Annotated in this window: 18 protein-coding genes; 12 read left to right on the top strand and 6 right to left on the bottom strand. The window is 72.4% G+C overall.

The window, feature by feature from the left end; translation table 11 throughout:
- Positions 1–279: 279 nt before the first annotated feature.
- The gene (locus tag MKL11_RS12290) at positions 280–483 is read left to right on the top strand and encodes a hypothetical protein (RefSeq protein WP_243943681.1); all 204 of its coding nucleotides are present in this window, start codon (positions 280–282) and stop codon (positions 481–483) included.
- 16 nt (positions 484–499) lie between these two features.
- Here the strand turns inward: MKL11_RS12290 and MKL11_RS12285 are convergent, their stop codons facing one another.
- Positions 500–1,516 carry an NAD-dependent epimerase gene (locus MKL11_RS12285; RefSeq protein ID WP_243943678.1) on the bottom strand — a complete coding sequence of 339 codons (1,017 nt, stop codon included), beginning with the start codon at positions 1,514–1,516 and terminating at the stop codon, positions 500–502.
- Positions 1,517–2,022: 506 nt separating this feature from the next.
- On the opposite strand from MKL11_RS12285, the gene MKL11_RS12280 reads away from it, so the two are divergent.
- The 8 genes from MKL11_RS12280 to MKL11_RS12245 all read left to right on the top strand — a co-directional run bounded on the left by MKL11_RS12280 (position 2,023) and on the right by MKL11_RS12245 (position 8,493).
- Complete coding sequence (locus MKL11_RS12280; RefSeq protein ID WP_243943676.1) at positions 2,023–2,286, top strand: hypothetical protein; 264 nt, start codon at positions 2,023–2,025, stop codon at positions 2,284–2,286.
- Positions 2,287–2,423: 137 nt separating this feature from the next.
- On the top strand, positions 2,424–2,681 hold the full coding sequence (locus MKL11_RS12275; protein WP_243943674.1) for a DUF6894 family protein: 258 nt from the start codon (positions 2,424–2,426) through the stop codon (positions 2,679–2,681).
- Positions 2,682–2,746: 65 nt separating this feature from the next.
- Positions 2,747–2,956, top strand: a complete 210-nt coding sequence (locus MKL11_RS12270) for an Rmf/CrpP family protein (protein WP_243943672.1) — start codon at positions 2,747–2,749, stop codon at positions 2,954–2,956.
- The gene (locus MKL11_RS12265) at positions 2,956–4,275 is read left to right on the top strand and encodes an MFS transporter (protein ID WP_243943670.1); all 1,320 of its coding nucleotides are present in this window, start codon (positions 2,956–2,958) and stop codon (positions 4,273–4,275) included. The genes MKL11_RS12270 and MKL11_RS12265 overlap by 1 nt, the downstream gene beginning before the upstream one ends.
- Positions 4,276–4,371: 96 nt before the next feature.
- Positions 4,372–5,844 (top strand): MDR family MFS transporter, encoded by a 1,473-nt coding sequence (locus MKL11_RS12260; RefSeq protein ID WP_243943665.1) that lies wholly within the window; start codon positions 4,372–4,374, stop codon positions 5,842–5,844.
- 150 nt (positions 5,845–5,994) lie between these two features.
- Positions 5,995–6,276, top strand: coding sequence for a type II toxin-antitoxin system ParD family antitoxin (locus tag MKL11_RS12255; protein ID WP_243943663.1), 282 nt, complete (start codon positions 5,995–5,997; stop codon positions 6,274–6,276).
- Between the two features lie 52 nt (positions 6,277–6,328).
- A complete protein-coding gene (xseA, locus tag MKL11_RS12250) occupies positions 6,329–8,017 on the top strand; it encodes an exodeoxyribonuclease VII large subunit (RefSeq protein ID WP_243943661.1) in 1,689 nt (562 codons plus the stop codon).
- A 23-nt stretch (positions 8,018–8,040) separates the two neighbouring features.
- Positions 8,041–8,493 (top strand): NUDIX hydrolase, encoded by a 453-nt coding sequence (locus MKL11_RS12245; RefSeq protein WP_243943659.1) that lies wholly within the window; start codon positions 8,041–8,043, stop codon positions 8,491–8,493.
- Positions 8,494–8,544: 51 nt separating this feature from the next.
- Here the strand turns inward: MKL11_RS12245 and MKL11_RS12240 are convergent, their stop codons facing one another.
- Positions 8,545–9,300 (bottom strand): GNAT family N-acetyltransferase, encoded by a 756-nt coding sequence (locus MKL11_RS12240; RefSeq protein WP_243943657.1) that lies wholly within the window; start codon positions 9,298–9,300, stop codon positions 8,545–8,547.
- Positions 9,301–9,415: 115 nt separating this feature from the next.
- Here MKL11_RS12240 and MKL11_RS12235 point away from each other — a divergent pair, with 115 nt between their 5' ends.
- A complete protein-coding gene (locus tag MKL11_RS12235) occupies positions 9,416–10,840 on the top strand; it encodes an alpha/beta hydrolase (protein ID WP_243943655.1) in 1,425 nt (474 codons plus the stop codon).
- Positions 10,837–12,384, top strand: coding sequence for a GMC family oxidoreductase (locus MKL11_RS12230; protein WP_243943653.1), 1,548 nt, complete (start codon positions 10,837–10,839; stop codon positions 12,382–12,384). The genes MKL11_RS12235 and MKL11_RS12230 overlap by 4 nt, the downstream gene beginning before the upstream one ends.
- A 2-nt stretch (positions 12,385–12,386) precedes the next feature.
- Here the strand turns inward: MKL11_RS12230 and MKL11_RS12225 are convergent, their stop codons facing one another.
- The gene (locus MKL11_RS12225) at positions 12,387–13,103 is read right to left on the bottom strand and encodes a GNAT family N-acetyltransferase (protein WP_243943651.1); all 717 of its coding nucleotides are present in this window, start codon (positions 13,101–13,103) and stop codon (positions 12,387–12,389) included.
- Positions 13,100–13,726 (bottom strand): FMN-binding negative transcriptional regulator, encoded by a 627-nt coding sequence (locus MKL11_RS12220; protein ID WP_243943649.1) that lies wholly within the window; start codon positions 13,724–13,726, stop codon positions 13,100–13,102. The genes MKL11_RS12225 and MKL11_RS12220 overlap by 4 nt, the downstream gene beginning before the upstream one ends.
- A gap of 92 nt (positions 13,727–13,818) precedes the next feature.
- Between MKL11_RS12220 and MKL11_RS12215 the strand changes: the two genes are divergently transcribed.
- The gene (locus tag MKL11_RS12215; RefSeq protein WP_243943647.1) at positions 13,819–15,303 is read left to right on the top strand and encodes a PLP-dependent aminotransferase family protein; all 1,485 of its coding nucleotides are present in this window, start codon (positions 13,819–13,821) and stop codon (positions 15,301–15,303) included.
- A gap of 31 nt (positions 15,304–15,334) precedes the next feature.
- Here MKL11_RS12215 and MKL11_RS12210 read toward each other — a convergent pair whose 3' ends face one another.
- Positions 15,335–15,958, bottom strand: a complete 624-nt coding sequence (locus MKL11_RS12210) for a hypothetical protein (protein WP_243943646.1) — start codon at positions 15,956–15,958, stop codon at positions 15,335–15,337.
- Positions 15,959–15,971: 13 nt separating this feature from the next.
- A complete protein-coding gene (locus MKL11_RS12205; RefSeq protein WP_243943644.1) occupies positions 15,972–17,219 on the bottom strand; it encodes a hypothetical protein in 1,248 nt (415 codons plus the stop codon).
- Between the last annotated feature and the right edge of the window lie 61 nt (positions 17,220–17,280).

The raw sequence follows: 17,280 nt of genomic DNA, 5'->3' as shown, positions 1-17,280 counted from the left end.
GTCGTCCCGTGCATGAGCGAGCGGCCAGACCCTCAACACCGGGCCACGGGCATCGCCGCCTGCGGCGGATGGAAGCTGGATCGTGGCCGAGCGGGCGATAGCGGTTCGGCGATCGAAGCGGCTTCGGCGCCGGGCCGGCTTGCGGGACCGTCGGGCTTTGACTGCGCATCGCCGTTTTCCGAAAGCCGGTGACCACCGTTCGGCACGATGCTGTAAGCAGGTCGGGCCGGCTTGCCGCCGGATCGCGCCGGTGGCGGCGTCGGGAACGGAGCGCCCCTGATGACCTTTCGCGCCCTGGCGGTCGTCGTGACGCTCTGCGGCCTGACCGCCATCCTGATCGTGCTCATGGACGAGCCGGAACGGCTCTCGACGATCGTTGGCAAGCTCGGCGAGGGCGGGATGTGGACGGCGCTGGCGGTCTTCGTCGGGATCGCGGCCGTGCTCGGCTATCGGCGGCGCGGCGCGGCCGGGCGCCATCGCTGAGGCACGGCCGGTCGCCTCAGAGGCCGTGATAGCTCCGGTACCACGCCACGAAGCGCGCGATGCCGAGCTTCAGCGGGGTCGCCGGCCGGAAGCCGGTATCGCGGGCGAGGTCGTCGATATCCGCGTAGGTGGCCGGCACGTCGCCCGGCTGCATCGGCAGCAGGACCGTCTCGGCCCTGCGCCCGAGCGCGTCTTCCAAGAGCGCGATCATCTCCATCAGCTCCACCGGCTCGTTGTTGCCGATGTTGTAGACCCGGTAGGGCGCCGCGCTGGTGCCGGGATCCGGGGCGGCGCCGCTCCAGGCGGGGTTCGGCGCGGCCGGCCTCTCGGCCAGGGCGACGATGCCCGCGACGATGTCGTCGATATAGGTGAAGTCCCGGCGCATCCGGCCTTGGTTGAACACCTGGATCGGCTCGCCGGCCAGGATGGCGCGGGCGAACAGGGACATCGCCATGTCGGGCCGGCCCCAGGGCCCGTACACGGTGAAGAAGCGCAGGCCCGTGGTCGGCAGCCCGTAGAGATGGCTGTAGCTGTGGGCCATCAGCTCGTTGGCCTTCTTGGTCGCCGCGTAGAGGCTCACCGGGTGGTCGACGTTCTGGTGGACCGAGAACGGCATGGCCGTGACCGCGCCGTAGACCGAGCTGGAGGAGGCGTAGAGCAGGTGCTCCACGCCGCCGTGCCGGCACGCTTCGAGGATGTTGAGGAAGCCGACGAGATTGCTCGATGCGTAGGCATGCGGGTTCGTCAGCGAGTGGCGGACGCCGGCCTGTGCGGCCAGGTGGATCACGGTCCGGAAGCCGTGGCGCCGGAACAGCGCGTCGAGCCCGGCCCCGTCGGTGAGATCGAGCCGTTCGAAGCTGTAGCCTTCGAAGGGGTCGAGGCGCCGGAGCCGCGCCTCCTTCAAGCCGACGTCGTAATAGGCGTTGACGTTGTCGAGGCCCACGACCTGCCGGCCGGCTTCGAGATACCGCAGCGCGAGCGCGTTGCCGATGAAGCCGGCGACGCCCGTGATCAGGACAGGGGGCAGGGACATGATCGGACGCCGAGGGCCGGCCGTGCCGCCGGGGTCGGCGATCTGTAGCACGCACCCGCCTGCGATTCACCCGCGGGCCGCACCTTGCCGCCGGACGGGCGAAGCGTCATTTCTCGTCCCGTGAAGACCGACGGACGCCCCCTGCCGGAGAGCCTGACGCGCTACCTCGCTGCGCCCCCGCGGGCGCGCTCGAGACGACGCTCTGGCCGGCGGAGCGCAGGTCCCGGCCGGCCGATCCGGGTTCCCGGCACCACGCCCTCGAATCCGCTCTCCTGCGCGGCTTCGTCTACGTCACGTCGGGTCTCGTATGGCTCCTCGTGCTCGGCCTGGTGTTGCGGCACGTCGCAGGCTGAGTCCCGTCAAGGCCCGGCCTCGGCCTGTGGATATCGGTCTATCTCCGACAGATCCGCACGATCGACCGGTACTTGCGCGGCCAAGTCCGATATTGGAGCTGCCGATAGCTGAGCGGTGCCGGCCTGATCGGGTCTGCTGCGGAGGATGGGACGATGGCTCTGACCGGGCGCTTCTGGTTCCGGAAATCCTGGACCGGCCGGCTCGTGCTGCTGGTCGAGGAGGTGCGCCCGCGCTGGTTCGGCCGCGGCGCGGGCAAGCCGCGCTGGCGCAACGCCCGGCTGATGGACTTCGCCGAGCCCGAGTTGCGGCCGCTGATGGCGATGGAGAAGCTGCACCGCACGGGCGCCCCCTCCGCCACCGTGCACACCCTCCGGCCGGTCCCTTCGTCCCCGGCGACCCAAGCTGCAAACGGCTGAGCACGGCGCCTGGCATCGTGCCGGATGGCTCCCCCGGCCCGGTCCCGGGGGAGCCGCGGTGCTGACCTGAGCCGTTCCGATCCCCATCTGGATCCTGCGCGCGCGACCACGCGCGATCGAGACCGGAGACGCCGGCCATGCCGCGCTACTTCTTCCACACGCAGATCGGCGAGGACACGATCACCGATCCGAATGGCGTCGAGCTGCGCGACCCGGATCAGGCCTGGGAGAAGGCTCAGGACACGATCCGCGCGGCCCTGGCCGATCCGCAGAACCAGGCCCGGCTGTTGACCGCCTGTCTGGTCGTGACCGACGCCGCCGGCGAGGTGGTGCTGGAATTCCCGTTCAGCGAGGTCGTCGCCCTCCCGCCGGACGCGGATCCGACCCTGCATTGAGCGCAAGCCGTCGCGCTCCGCTCGCCCTACATCGCCGCGGACGCGACACGAGGATCTCAGCCCGCATGGATTCGCCCCCGAACGATCTCGACACGCACGCGCTGGGCCGCGCCGCGCCCGGCAAAGGTCTTGCCCGCGAGGCCTGCCCCTATGCCGAGGGTACGCAGGCGCGCACGCGCTGGCTTGCGGGCTACGACGAAGCCGTCTCCGATGGGGCCGAGCCGGTGACCGGGGGAATCGCCAAGCACCCGCCGGCCGGGGAGCCGACGCGCTGATGGACGCCAAAACCACGCTCCAGGCCGGCGCTGCGCCGCATCCCACCCTGGACCGCAAGGCGGTCGGCGCCGTCGTGCTGGGCAACGCCCTCGAATTCTACGATTTCACCGTCTACGCCTTCTTCGCGAAGCCGATCGGCGAGGCGTTCTTCCCGGCCACCGACCCGACCCACAGCCTGCTCGCGTCGCTGGCCCTGTTCGGCGTCGGCTACGTGATGCGGCCGATCGGCGGCGCCTTGATCGGCGCCTTCGCGGATCGGGCCGGACGCAAGCCCGCGATGCTGATCACCATCGCCCTGATGGCGCTCGGCATGCTGATGCTGGCGGCCTGCCCGTCCTACGCGGCGATCGGCGGCTGGGCGCAGGTGATCGTCATCGCCGGCCGCCTCATCCAGGGCCTGGCGCTCGGCGGCGAGGTCGGGCCGTCCACCGCCTACCTGCTGGAAGCAGCGCCTCCGGCCAAGCGCGGCTTCGTCACCAGCTGGCAGATCGCCAGCCAGGGCTGCGCCGCCCTGTTCGCCGGCATCGTCGCGACCATCCTGGCGCTCGTCGTCGGCGACCAGGCCATGTCGGCCTGGGGCTGGCGGGTGATGTTCGGGCTCGGCCTCTGCGTCGTGCCGGTGGGCCTCGTGATCCGCAGCCATCTGCCCGAGACCGCCGGCGCCGAGGAGGATCCGCACGCGGCATCCTCGACCTTCGCGGTGGTCGGGCGGTTGCTGCGCGAGCATGGCCGCCTGCTGGGGCTGACCTTCCTGGTCATCGCCGCCTCGACCGTGTCGAACGCCGTGGGTACCAACATGCCGGTCTATGCCGGAGCGACCCTCGGCCTGAGCGAGACCGCCGCCACCGCGGTGCCGATCGCCCTGGGCCTCGCCTCGGTGATGTTTCCGCTGCTCGGCGGCTGGCTGGCGGACCGGGTCGGCCGGCGCCCGGTGATGATCTGGCCGCGGGCCCTGATCCTGGTCCTGGCCGTGCCGGCCTTCGCCTGGGTGGTGAGATCGCCGAGCGCGGCCAGCGTCTACGCCGTCACCTTCCTGCTCTCGGCCCTGTCCTCGATCAACGCCGCCGCGGTGATCGTCGGGATCCCGGAGGCGTTGCCGCGGGCGGTGCGCTCCGCCGGCCTGTCGATCGTCTACGCGCTCTCGGTCTCGGTCTTCGGCGGCAGCACCAACTACGTGATCAACTGGCTGATCGCGGCGACCGGCGATCGGCTGGCCCCGGCCTATTACCTGGCAGCCTTCAGCCTGGTGGGGACCATCGCCGCGTTCCTGCTGCCGGAGACGCGAGGGCGCGATCTCGACGCCGACGTCGAAGCATAGCCCGGATGTGCGCTCCCGCACGGCTCGGACGCGGGGCCGTGCGGGACCGTGTTCTGGGCGCTAGGTCGAGGCCCTCTCCGGGCCTAGATCGCGCGCATGCCCAGTCCTTCCGAGACGCGCCGCCCGCTGGTCCTCGCCGCGGTGATGGCGGCGATGTTCATGATCGCCATCGAGGCGACGATCGTCTCGACCGCCATGCCGCAGATCGCCGGGCAGCTCGGCGACCTCCACCTCTATGCCTGGGTGTTCGGCTCCTTCCTGCTGACCCAGACCGCCACCACGGTGGTGTTCGGCAAGCTGTCCGACCTCTACGGACGCCGCCCGGTGCTGCTGTTCGGCATCGCGGTCTTCCTGGCCGGCTCGCTGCTGTGTGGCCTCGCCTGGTCGATGCCCTCGCTGATCCTGTTCCGCCTGGTGCAGGGCGTCGGCGCCGGGGCGATCCAGCCGGTGAGCCTCACGGTGATCGGCGACCTCTACCCGGCCCGGGAGCGCGGCAAGGTCCAGGGCTATCTCGCCAGCGTCTGGGGCATCTCGTCGGTGGCCGGGCCGCTGGTCGGCGGCCTGATCATCGGCCATCTCAGCTGGCCGTGGATCTTCTGGATCAACCTGCCGGTCGGCCTCGTCGCGGCCGGGCTGTTCCTGGCCTACCTGCGGGAGAGCGTGGAGCGCCGCAGCCGCCCGATCGATGCGCTCGGCGCTGCGCTGTTCACGGCGGCGATCGCCGCGCTGATGATGGCCCTGACCGAGGCCGGGACCTCGGCCGCGGCAGTCTTCTGGCCGGCGCTGGGCTTCGTGGTCGCCGCGCTCCTGTTCGTGCTGCAGGAGCGCCGGGCCGCCGATCCGATGCTCGACATCCGCCTGTGGATGCAGCGCCCGATCGCCACCGCCAACGCCGCGACGCTGCTCTCCGGGATGACGGTGATCGGCCTGACCGCGTTCCTGCCGATGTACGTCCAGGGCGTGCTCCGGCAATCGCCGCTGATCGCCGGCCTGACCCTGACGCTGATGGTGCTCGGCTGGCCGATCGGCGCCACCACGGCGGCGCGCAACTTCGTGCGCTTCGGCCTGCGCCCGACCCTGCTCGTCGGCGCGACCCTGCTGCCGCTCGGTGCCACGGCCTTCGTCGCCCTGGGTTCCGAGACCTCGCCGATCGTGGCCGCCTGCGGCTCCATCGTGATGGGGCTCGGCATGGGTTTCCTCTCGACCGCCGCCATCGTGATCATCCAGGACAGCGTCGCCTGGGCGCAGCGCGGTGCCGCCACCGCCTCGAACATCTTCGCCCGCAACCTCGGCTCGACCCTGGGCGCCACCGCGCTCGGCGCCGTGCTGAACTACCGTCTGGTCCATCCGGCCGGCGGGCCGGCGGTCGATCCCGGCCAGCTCCGGCGCCTCCTCGACGATCCCGCGAGCCTCGGGACGGGCGGCGACGCGATCCGCAACGGGCTGCAGCACGCCCTCCACGGCACGTTCTGGACAGTCTTCGCGGTGGCGCTGCTGACGCTGGTGCTGTCGCTGTTCGTGCCGCGGGTGGCGATCTCGGATGCGCCGCGCGAGCTGGCGGTGGAGTAAGAACGCGCGGCCTCGCCGCCGCAGAACGGGCGCTTCGCCGAGCCTCAATTCGTCGAACGCTTCGGCGCTACGAACCAGCGCCGGTCTGCGTTTGCGGTCCGTCCGGGCGGCGGTATGATTGTTTCATACCGTCCACACGCTGGACCCCGCATGGCTGCGACCGAGAAGCGAACTTTCAGCCTTCCCGTCGAACAGGCGGCCTTCATCGACTCCCAGGTCAAGGCCGGCGCGTTCGCGAGCGCGAGTGAGGTGGTCCGGGCCGGTCTCCGTGCGCTGCAGGAGCGCGATGCCGCCGTCGAGCGCTGGCTTCGCGACGAGGTGGGTGCGACCTACGACGAGATGAAAGCCCATCCCGAACGCGCGGTGTCGTCGGAAGACATGGCCGAGCGGATGCGTCAGCGTCACGAAGCGCGGATGCGGGATAGTGCGTGAAGCCGCCGAAAACCGGTTTCCACTTTTCCGCCGCTTGCTCTAGCGTCCGCCCATGCCCCTCGTGCCGCCTCCGCGCCCCGCAGCCTCGCCCGCGGCGGACATCCCGCCGACCAGCGTGCTCACCGCCAACCAGCCGGAATGGTCGGTCGGCGAGCTGGCGGGCGCGCTCAAGCGCACCCTGGAGGACGCCTTCGGCCATGTCCGCCTGCGCGGCGAGATCTCCGGCTATCGCGGCCAGCACGGGTCCGGCCACGCCTATTTCTCCCTGAAGGACGGGCAGGCGCGGATCGACGCGGTGGTCTGGAAGGGCGTGTTCGGGCGCCTGCGCCAGAAGCCCCAGGAGGGGCTGGAGGTGGTGGCCACCGGGCGCATCACCACCTTCGCGGGCAAGTCCTCCTACCAGATCGTGGTCGAGAGCCTGGAGCCGGCCGGGCTCGGCGCCTGGATGGCCCTGCTGGAGGAGCGCAAGAAGCAGCTCGCCGCCGAGGGGCTGTTCGCTACGGAGCACAAGCGCGCCATTCCCTACCTGCCCCGCGTCGTCGGCGTCGTCACCTCGCCCACGGGGGCGGTGATCCGCGACATCCTCCATCGGCTGGAGGACCGGTTCCCGCGCCCGGTCCTGGTCTGGCCTGTGCGCGTCCAGGGCGACGGCGCGGCGGAAGAGGTCGCCGCAGCGATCCGCGGCTTCAACGCGCTGGGCGCGGACGGCGCCATCCCGCGCCCGGACGTGCTGATCGTCGCCCGGGGCGGCGGCTCCATCGAGGATCTTTGGGCCTTCAACGAGGAATGCGTCGTCCGCGCCGCCTTCGAGAGCGCGATCCCGCTGATCTCGGCGGTCGGCCACGAGACCGACACCACGCTGATCGATTACGTCTCCGACCGCAGGGCGCCGACCCCGACCGGCGCCGCCGAGATGGCCGTGCCGGTTCGCGCCGACCTGATCGCGACGGTGGCGGACCTCTCCGCCCGGGCGGTCGGGTCGATCGGCCGCCGGGTCGAGCGCGACCGGTCCGATCTGCGGGCGCTGGCCCGGGCGCTCCCGAGCGCCGATGCCCTGCTGGCGGCCAAGCGCCAGCGCCTCGACCTCGCCGAGGCGCGCCTCGCCCCGGCGCTCGCGGCCGGCGCCAGCCGCCATCGCGCGCGGCTGCAGCTCCTCCTCGACCGGATGGCCCGGCGCTCGCCCGACGTGGCGCTCGCCAACGCCCGGGCGCGGCTGGCGCGGATCGACCACCGGCCGCTGACCGCCCTGCGCAACGACGTCCAGCGCAAGGGCGAGGCCCTGGCCCAGCTCGGGCGCCGCCTCGTCGTCGCCCGGGATGCCAGCCTGGAGCGGGCGCGGGCCCTGCAGGCGCGCCGGGCCGACCGCCTGGTCGCCCTGTCCGACCGCCTGACCCAGGCCGGCCTGCGCGGCGTCGAGCGCCGCCGCGACCGGCTGGAGGGCCTCGCCCATCTCCTCGGCTCGCTGAGCTACCGGGCCGTGCTGGAGCGCGGCTACGTCCTGGTCCGGGACGCCGCCGGCCTGCCGGTCCGCCACGCCGCCGAGGCCGCCGCCGCCACCCGCCTCAGCCTGCAATTCGCCGACGGGACCGTGAACGCGGTACCCGATGGAACGTCCGACCCGTCCGTCTCCGCCAGGCCCGCCCGGCGCACGGCGCGGACGCAGCCGGCATCCGGTGCGGAGACCGGGAAGCGCACGCCCGCGAGCGCCGCCGCACCGACGCGGCAGGGTTCGCTCTTCTGAACCGCGCCGAGGGGCAGAGCGGCGTGTGGATCGACGTTTGGGATGGGCGGCCCTTTACCGGCGCAAAGATCGCCCTGATCCTCGGTGACGAGATCCTCGTCTACCGGCGCGACGACCGGCCGGACATCCCGTTCCCCGGGCTTTGGGACCTCCCAGGCGGCGGTCGTGAGAACGACGAGTCTCCGGCGGACTGCGCGCTTCGGGAGACCCACGAAGAGTTCGGCCTGATCATCGAGCCTGAGCGCATCGTCTGGCAGCGTCGCTATCCGAGCTGGTCCGGCACTGGGGCCTCGGCCTATTTCTGTGCCGCTCCGCTCCTGCCGGCCGAAGTCGGGAGCATCCGTTTCGGAAGCGAGGGCACCGACTGGACCTTGATGCCGGTTGGGCGGTTCACCGCCCATCCGCAAGCGGTCTCGCACCTTCGGGAACGCCTGTCCGATTATGTGCGGGCCGCCGGCGGAAACACCTCGGGATGAGGTCGAGGACGGGATCTCTGGTTTACCGATTCTGAGACGCTGCTCGGCCGATCAAGCCGGCTCTGGCCCGACCCGGTAGTGATACCGGTACAGCTCCCGCTCGAATCCCAGCCCCCGGTACAGCGCCCGCGCCGGCGTGTTCGCCGCGACCACCTGCAGGCATGCGGCCCGGGCGCCCCGCCCCCGGGCCCAGTGCAGCAGCGCGCCTACGGCGCGCTTGGCGTGGCCGCGGCCCCGGAGGGGTTCGGGCGTCGCCACCGACTCGATCACCAGCAAGTCGCCGTCGAGCACCCCGAAGGCGAAAGCGCCGATGCCGCCGTCCACTGTCGCCGACGCGAAGGCCCGTGGCAGGATCAGGGTCTCGACCGTGTCGCGAAACGCCTGCGCGGCGGCGGCATCGGCGCGGTTCACGGCGTCGCGCAGGGCCAGCCATGCGGCATCGGGCGTCGGTGCGAGCCTGACCCCCGGATCCGGGCCGCCCGGTAAGTCGGTAAGGTCGCGGAACAGCGTGCAGGTCTCGTCGACGACGGTGTAATCGCCCCCGGCCAGGAGCGGCTCCATCTGCGGCGCGATCGCCGGCACCCGGAAGATCGGCCGGCGCCCGAGGGCGGTATAGAGCGCCTGCCCGGCCGCGATCGCCGGCTCCGGCGCCCCGCTGCCGCGCAGGGGGTTCACCGAGTTCTGCCGCTTCGAGGTACCGCCCGTGGCGCGCAGCAGGTAGCCGTGGACGAGGAGCTGGCGCGGGCTCGGCCAGGCGTTGAGGCAGGCCTCTTCCACGCGCCAGGCCAGATCGATGTCGGACGTCATGAGTCGCTCCGACCGCTTGATCCCATGCGGCTCGGGAACGCGCCACCCCGGTGCGCTCGGTCCATGCGGCGTCGCGTACGCTTGAAGCATTCCAGCCTCGCGCGATGTCCCCGCCATGTCCGCCCCTGACCTTCTCTTCAGCCTCCATTTTCTCGGCGGCAGCGCCCGGACCTGGGCGCCCGTCTCCCGCGCCCTCGGCGACGCGCCGGTCTGTGTGCCCGTGGACCTGCCAGGCTTCGGCAACGCCGCCGGGGCGACGGGCTTTTCCGTCGCTGCCATGGCGGATCACGTGGCGGCCGTGATCCGATCCCGGGCGCCTGCGCGCTTCGCCATCGCGGGCCACAGCATGGGCGCGAAGGTGGCGCTCGCCCTCGCCCGCCGCTCCGAGGACGGCGAGCCGGGCCTGGAGGGACTGACCGACCTGATCCTGATCTCGGGCTCGCCGCCGAGCCCCGAGCCGATCCCGGAGGATCGCCGCGCCAAGATGATCGCGTGGATCGACGCGGATCCGGAAACCCGCCTGCGCGAAGCCAAGGCCTTCGTGCGCGCGAATGTCGGCGCTTCGCTCGACCCCGAGACCGAGGCGAGCGCGGTCGCCGATGTCCTGCAGGCCGCACCCGACGCCTGGAAGGCCTGGCTCCAATCGGGCGCGAACGAGGATCTGAGCCGTCGCATCGGGATCCTGTCCACCCCGGCCCTGATCCTGGCGGGGTCCGAGGATGCCGATCTCGGCGCCGACGCGCAGCGCGCTCTGATGGCGCCACACCTCGCCCATTATCGGGTCGTCACGGTCGACGGCGTCGGCCATCTTCTGCCGCTGGAGCGTCCCGAGGCCCTGGCCGACCTGTTGCGCACGCATATCGGCGACCGGCCGCGCGTGGATGCCGCGCAGGCTGCCGACATCGCCCCCGCCTACGCCGCGCTGATCGCCTCGGAGCGGGTCAACAGCCGCCTGCGCACGGCCCTCGAAGAGCGCGCGGAGCCCGGCGATCCCGCTTACCGGCCGGAAGCGCTCGATCCGGTGGAACTCGGAATCCTGCGCGCCGCCTGCACCCGCGTCCTGCCGGCGACCGGGATCGACCTCGCCGCCCGGATCGATGCACGCCTGGCCTCCGGGGCTGGCGACGGCTGGCGCTTCGTGGCCCTGCCGCCCGATGCGGAGGCCTATCGCGCCGCCCTGCGCACCCTCGACGCGGCCGCACGCGCCGCCCACGGCCGCCCCTTCGTCGTCCTCGACGGGCGCGATCAGGACGCGCTGCTGACGCTCACCGAGCGCGGCGCGCTGAAGGTGCCGGAATCCCTCGGCGGCCGCCTGGACGGCGACCGGATGCGGTTCTGGTTCGAGGATCTGCGGGCCGACGCGGTGCGCCTGTGGCTCGCCCATCCGGCGGCCCTGGCCCGGATCGGCTTCTCCGGCATCGGCGCCGGCGGCGACCGGCCGGGCCCGATCGCGGACGGGTTGCCGGGCTTCCACGAAGTCGGGCTCGACGCGCCGGAACCCTGGGAACCGCGCCCAATGCAGGGGGAGACCGCACGATGAACCTCGACGGGATGCGGACCTACCGCACGGATGAATCCGTCGACGCGGTCATCGTCGGCACCGGCGCGGGCGGCGCGCCGCTCCTCGCCCGGCTGGCCGCGGCCGGCCTGAAGGTCGTGGCCCTGGAGGCGGGGCCGAATTTTTCACCGGCGCGCTTCGCCTTCGACGAGACCCTGGCCGATGAGATCTACTGGACCGAGGAGCGCCTGAGCGGCGGCTCCACCCCGGAGGCGTTCGGGGCCAACAACAGCGGCACCGGGGTCGGCGGCTCGACCCTGCATTGGGGCGCCTTCGTGCCCCGGGCCGATGCCCGCGACCTGCGGCTCCATACCGAGTCCGGCGAGGGCGTCGACTGGCCGCTGAGCTACGAGGATCTGGCCCCGTTCTACGCGCGGGTCGAGCGCTTCATCGGCGTCTCCGGGCCGCAATCCTATCCCTGGGATCCCGACCGCCGCTATTCCCTGCCGCCCGTGCCGCGCAACGGCCCGGCGCAGATCATGGCCGGCGCCTGCGACGCGCTCGGCATCCGCTGGGCCGACGCTCCGGCCGCGGTGGTCTCGCGGGACTTCGACTCCGAGGGCGGCCCCCGCCGCAACGCCTGCATCAATTGCGGCTATTGCCACCAGGGCTGCCGCAACGGCGCCAAGACCAGCATGGACGTCACCTACCTGCCGCTCGCCGTCACCCATGGGGCGGAGATCCGGCCCGGGGCCTTCGTGCACGGGCTCGAGCGCGGTACCGACGGCCGGGTCACCGCGGTGGTCTACACGCAGGACGGGCAGGAACGGCGCCAGCGGTGCGGCGCGGTGTTCCTCTGTGCCGGCGCCGTCGAGACGCCGCGGCTGCTGCTGCATCTCGGGCTGGCCAATTCCAGCGATCAGGTCGGCCGCAACTACATGGGCCACGTCGCCACGCAGGTCTGGGGCACCTTCGCCAACGCGGTGCGGATGAACCGCGGCTATCCCTCGTCGCTGATCACCGAGGACTTCATCCGCGCCGGGGCCGACTTCGCTGGCGGCTACCTGATCCAGAGCCTCGGCGTGGTGCCGCTGACCTTCGGCAACGCGGTGGCGCGCGGGCGCGGCCTATGGGGCCAGCCGCTGCTCGATTATCTCGACGGCTACAACCACCTCGCCGGCATCGGCATCAACGGCGAGACGCTGCCCTGCGACGCCAACGTGCTGACCCTGTCGGACGAGACCGACGCGCGCGGGATGCGCAAGGCGCAGATCAGCTTCGGCTACGGCACCAACGAGGAGCGCCTCAACGCGCATGCCACCAAGGTGATGCGCGATCTGTGGCAGGCGGCCGGCGCCGAGGACATCTGGGTTCTGGAACGGGTCGCCCACACGATCGGCACCTGCCGGATGGGGCGCGACGGATCGAGCGCGGTGGTCGATCCCGTCGGCCGCAGCTTCGACATCGGCAATCTGTGGATCTGCGACGGCTCGACCTTCCCGAGCTCGCTCGCGGCGAACCCTGCGCTCACCATCATGGCGCTGAGCCTGCGCACTGCGGAGGCGTTCTTGGCCGCCGGGGGCTGACCTCATCCGGCCGCAGCGCGCAACTCGGCAAGCCCGCGGATCTGGCGCCCGTCCGCATCGAAGTTCGCCGGGTCGAGCCACGCCGTGAAGCCCGCCCGCACCCGCGGCCAGTCCGCGTCGGTGATCGAGAACCACGCCGTGTCGCGGGAACGGCCCTTCACCACGGTGGCATTGCGAAAAATGCCCTCGAAGGTGAAGCCCAGGCGGAGCGCCGCTGCCCGGGACGGGGCGTTGAGGCTGTCGCATTTCCACTCGTAGCGGCGGTAGCCGAGGTCGTCGAAGGCCCGGGCCATCATCAGCGCCATCGCCTCGGTCGCCGCAGGCGCGCGCTGGAGCCGCGGGCCGAAATGCAGATGGCCGACCTCGATCACGCCGTTGCCCGGATCGATCCGGAGATACGAGGCGATCCCCAGCGGCGCGCCGCTCGCCCGGTCGAGGATCGCGTGGAACAGCGGATCCGCGCTCGTGGCCCGGGCCTCGAGCCGGGTGCGAAATTCGGCCTCGCTCTCCGGCATCTCGTCGGGCAGATAGGTCCAGTTCCGCCGGTCGGGCGCCGCGCTGTACGCGGCGAACAGGCCGGCCGTATGGGCTTCGGCATCGAGCGGCACGACCCGGCAGGTACGGCCCTCCAGAGGTGTCCGCGGCGGACGCGGACGCGGGGTCCAGTCCGGCAGGGCCGGGCCGATCGGCTGACCGAAGGCGTCGAGGCGCTGGCTCACGATCCGCTCCGCTCGGCGACCATGTCGGCGAGGATCGTCTCGCCCTCCGCCCGCATCCCGGCGATCACGCCGGCGCGGTCGGCCTCGGACCTGTTCTGGCTCATCTTCCACTTCCCTTCGATGCGGGTGATCGGGATCTCGACTCCGACGATGGCACGCAGCTGCGCCGCCACGAACGGCGCGGGCGCGTCGTCCACCGCCCAGGGCTCGGCGCGCGGAGCCTCGCGCAGGGCGGTGAGATCGGCGATCTGGCGGCGCAGCCAGTCCGCATCGTCGATCACAAGCGGCCGGCCCCAGGCATGGACAGTGGCGTAGTTCCAGGTCGGCACCACCCGGCCGTGCTCGCGCTTGCTCGCGTACCAGCCGGGGGTGACGTAGCCCTGTGGTCCCTGGAATACGACGAGGCAGTCCTCGGCCTCGGCCAGCGCCTGCCATTGCGGGTTGGCCCGGGCGAGATGGGCGCGCAGGGTGCCGTGGGCGCCGGCCTCGTCCAGCAGGAACGGCACGGGGTTGGCAATCAGGCCGCCCGCGCCGCCGGTGACCAGCAGGCCGAGCGGATGCGCGCGGATCAGCCCGTGCTGCGCCGCGCGCGTGTCGTTCCGGAACTGCGGCGGCTGGTACATCGAATCCGTCCTTCCTGACGCCGCCTTGCTTGACCTTGCGGCGGACCAGGCAAAAGGTCCGGTTTCCGAAATCCGACTGGACCGCTTTCCGCATGGCCCGGGGCCCGCTGCCGCCGCCCGTCAGCCTCGATCCGGCATCCTCGGTTCCGCTGCATGCGCAGCTGCGGGAGGGGTTGCGCGCGGCCATCCTCGACCGGCGCTTGCCCCGCGGCGCCCGGCTGCCGGCCTCGCGGGTGATGGCCGCCGATCTCGGCTGCGCCCGGGGCACGGTGGTGCTCGCCCTGGAGCAGCTCATCGCGGAGGGCTACCTCACGGCGCGGTCCGGCTCGGCCACCCGCGTCGCCGCGATGCTGCCGGACGACACCCTGCCCCTAACGCATGCCGCGGCGCAGTCGACGAGCGCGAAGATGCCCAGGCTGTCGCGCCGGGGCGCCCGACTCGTGGCGGCGCCGGCCCGGCAGTTCATGGCCGGCCCCGGCGTACCCGATGCCTTCGCACTCGGACGGCCGGCGCTCGACGCCTTCCCGTTCGCGGTCTGGGCGCGCCTGCTCCAGGCCGAGTGGCGCCACGGCCCGGCGGAGCGGCCCGATCCCCGCGGCTCGCCGGCGCTCCGGGCGGCCATCGCCGGCTATCTGGCGCAGGCGCGGGGCGTGGCCTGCGAGGCCGACGACGTGATCGTCACCGCCGGCATCCGCCAGAGCCTGCGCCTGCTCGCCGAACTGTTGCTCGATCCCGGGGAGACCGCGCTCGTCGAGGAGCCGGGCTTTCCCGGGATCGCCCAGGCGCTCGCGAGCGCCGGCCTGCGCCCGGTCCCGATCCCGGTCGGACCCGGCGGCCTCTCGGTGGCCGGGGCCGGGGTGTTGCTCCACGGCGCACGGCTCGCCGTGGTGACGCCGGCCCATCATTATCCCCTGGGCCACGCCATGAGCCTGGAGAACCGGCTCGACCTCCTGGCCTGGGCGGACGCCGCCTCGGGCTGGATCGTCGAGGACGATTACGACGGCGCCTACCGCTATGCCGGGCGTCCGCTCGCACCGCTGCGGGCCTTGGATCGCGGCGGCCGGGTGATCTATGTCGGCAGCTTCTCCAAGCTCCTGCTGCCCGCGCTCGGCCTCAGCTACCTGGTCCTGCCGCGGGGTCTCGTGGCGCCGGTGAACCAGGCGCTCGCCGAGACCGGCCCGGCGCCCCCGGGGATCGGCCAATGGGCGCTGGCCCGGTTCATCGAGGACGGGCATCTCGCCGGCCACCTGCGCCGGACCCGGCGGCTCTACGCCCTGCGCCAGGAGGTTCTGGTCGAGGCCGCCCGCCGCCACGCCGCCGACGTGATCGCGGTCGCCCCGATGGAGGGCGGGATGCACCTGATCGCGCGGCCTGGCCCGGCCTGGCCCGCCGCCCGCGGCGATGCCGACGCGGTCGCGCGCCTCGGCCGGGCCGGGATCTCGACGGTGGCGCTCTCGGCCTACCATGCTGGGCCGCCGGAGCCGGGGCTGCTGCTCGGCTACGCGGCGGTGCCCGAGCGGGCGATCGAGCCGGCGGTTCGGCGCATGGCCGAGACGGTGCGGCAGGTTGTCGATTGAGGCCGCCGCGGCCGCACGGAGCCCCGCCCGGTCACTCGCCCCGGGGCGTCAGCGTCACGGTGACAGGACCGCGGCCGGCGCGCAGTTCCAGGCTCCGCAGGGTCCTGGGCCGCAACGTCGCGCCGCTCGACGGGCTGATGCGCTGCACCCGTTCGCCGTCGAGGCGCAGGCTGACCACGCCCTCCGCGGTGATCCGCAGCGCCGCGACGTTCCGAAAGGATTTCAGCGCTACCGGCGTCCAGGCCGCCCCGACCTCGATCCGTATTGGCGCCGGGACGACATCGCGGCGCGCCAGCGCCAGGGCCGCCAGACCCACGATGGCCCCGAGCGCCAGCACGACCTGGCGGAGCCGGACCCGTCCTTTGCGCTGGGGCGGGTCCGGGCGTGCCGACGGGATCGGTCTCGGCGGCGCCGGGTCCGGCGCGGCTGCCGGCGGCGGCTCCGCGGCCGGTGGTTCGGGAGGCGATGTCGGCTCCACGGCGACGCTGGCCGGAGCCGCCGCCGGCACCATTGGCGGCGGTGAAGGCGGAGTTGGCGCTTCGGCGTCCGGCTGCGCCTGCTCCGCGCCGCAGAACGGACAGTACCGCACCGGGACGTAGTGGTCGCGGTCGCAGGCGGTGCAGCGCCGGGGCGCGATCGGAATGCCGGAAATCACAACAGGGCGCGGGTCAGTGCACGAGGGTGCCCGTTTCCATGAACCGGGCCAGGCGGTCCACCAGCGGCGCGACCATCACCCGGTCGAGCTGCCGCAGCAGCCCGTGGCGCGCATGCGCGACATTCGCCTCGGCCTGCTCCCATGCCCGGCGCTGCCAGGCGGTGCGGTCGCGCTTGCAATCGGCCCAGGCCGCCGCGATCGACCGGAACACCTGCGGCAGACGCTCGATCGGGTCGGTGATCCGGTCGTAATGGTGGTCGATCAGGCTGCCGAAGGTGTGGAAGCCTAGTTCCGACAGGAGCGCGACGGCGCGGGGGGCGCCGACCATCACGAAGGGCAGCCCCATGGCGGCGGCCTTCAGCGATTTCTCGGTGATGCGCTCGACGCCCACTTCAAAAAAATCGGTCTCGGAGATGATGGTCAGGTCGGAAGCCGCATAGGCCTGGGAATCGAGCGTCAACACCATGTCGCCGCCCGGCGCCGGGGTATCGAGCAGCCTGGCCTGCCGGGGGATCCAGGTGCCGATATCGGCCAGCAGCGGCCCGAAGGCTGTGCCGATCTCCGGCGGCGCGTGGAACACGTCGATCCCGCCCGCCTTCGGGTTGTCGGCGCCGATCCCGTGGAACGAGATCAGGCCGTCGCTTTCCAGCTCGTTGAGCTGGAACCAGCGGTAGAGCAGCACCCGGTGCCAGCGCAGGGCCGCGTTCTGGCAGAGGAACCGGGCCGGGCCGGCGGCGTGAGCGAGCGGCGCGTCGCCGGTCCGGTCGAGGGGATGCTGGGGGAAGAGTTTTGGGCCGGCCTCGGCGTCGAGCCAGAGGGCGACCTGGAGCGGGAAGAAATCGAAGGTCCAGAAGCGCAGGCCCTCGCCGTAGAGCCCCTCGTAATCGAGCCGCAGCAGCCGGTTCTGGCTGACTAGGACGACCTGCGCCCGCGGGATGCCGAGCGCTTCGAGGTTGCGGTGCAGGGCCTCGAAGGTCGGGGCGTGCAGGCCCGGCCCCTCGTTCGACAGGTCGAGCAACAGGGCCGCCCGGCCGGAGCGCAGATTCTCGACATCGCCGGGCTCGAGCAGGTCCAGCCGCCCGTTCGCCTCCGGGAAGCCGAGGCGGACGAAATCGAGCACCGGCAGGCACAGGATGTGATTGGAAGCGCCGGGGTGGGCCGTCACGGTGACCGGCTTGCCCATCCAGCCGAGGGCCGCCGGCAGGAAATGGCCGGCCTCACCGCGGGGAACCAGGACGATCTCAGGAGAGGCTTGGCTCATCGCGATGCTCGGGCGGCCGGTCGCACGGTGATCCGCCGCCTGAACGCCGCGCGAGCCCGGA

This window comes from Methylobacterium sp. J-077 (genome assembly GCF_022829365.1).
In the GTDB taxonomy this organism is placed as follows: Bacteria; Pseudomonadota; Alphaproteobacteria; order Rhizobiales; family Beijerinckiaceae; genus Methylobacterium.
Note: the sequence above shows the minus strand (reverse complement) of the source record. Positions and strands in the feature narration are given on the sequence as shown.

Coding starts and splice junctions, on each gene's coding strand:
- xseA (WP_243943661.1), top strand. CDS start 6,329: ATGCCCCTCGTGCCGCCTCCGCGCCCCGCAGCCTCGCCCGCGGCGGAC.
- MKL11_RS12260 (WP_243943665.1), top strand. CDS start 4,372: ATGCCCAGTCCTTCCGAGACGCGCCGCCCGCTGGTCCTCGCCGCGGTG.
- MKL11_RS12255 (WP_243943663.1), top strand. CDS start 5,995: ATGGCTGCGACCGAGAAGCGAACTTTCAGCCTTCCCGTCGAACAGGCG.
- MKL11_RS12220 (WP_243943649.1), bottom strand. CDS start 13,726: ATGTACCAGCCGCCGCAGTTCCGGAACGACACGCGCGCGGCGCAGCAC.
- MKL11_RS12290 (WP_243943681.1), top strand. CDS start 280: ATGACCTTTCGCGCCCTGGCGGTCGTCGTGACGCTCTGCGGCCTGACC.
- MKL11_RS12205 (WP_243943644.1), bottom strand. CDS start 17,219: ATGAGCCAAGCCTCTCCTGAGATCGTCCTGGTTCCCCGCGGTGAGGCC.
- MKL11_RS12235 (WP_243943655.1), top strand. CDS start 9,416: ATGTCCGCCCCTGACCTTCTCTTCAGCCTCCATTTTCTCGGCGGCAGC.
- MKL11_RS12265 (WP_243943670.1), top strand. CDS start 2,956: ATGGACGCCAAAACCACGCTCCAGGCCGGCGCTGCGCCGCATCCCACC.
- MKL11_RS12215 (WP_243943647.1), top strand. CDS start 13,819: ATGGCCCGGGGCCCGCTGCCGCCGCCCGTCAGCCTCGATCCGGCATCC.
- MKL11_RS12280 (WP_243943676.1), top strand. CDS start 2,023: ATGGCTCTGACCGGGCGCTTCTGGTTCCGGAAATCCTGGACCGGCCGG.
- MKL11_RS12270 (WP_243943672.1), top strand. CDS start 2,747: ATGGATTCGCCCCCGAACGATCTCGACACGCACGCGCTGGGCCGCGCC.
- MKL11_RS12240 (WP_243943657.1), bottom strand. CDS start 9,300: ATGACGTCCGACATCGATCTGGCCTGGCGCGTGGAAGAGGCCTGCCTC.
- MKL11_RS12230 (WP_243943653.1), top strand. CDS start 10,837: ATGAACCTCGACGGGATGCGGACCTACCGCACGGATGAATCCGTCGAC.
- MKL11_RS12285 (WP_243943678.1), bottom strand. CDS start 1,516: ATGTCCCTGCCCCCTGTCCTGATCACGGGCGTCGCCGGCTTCATCGGC.
- MKL11_RS12275 (WP_243943674.1), top strand. CDS start 2,424: ATGCCGCGCTACTTCTTCCACACGCAGATCGGCGAGGACACGATCACC.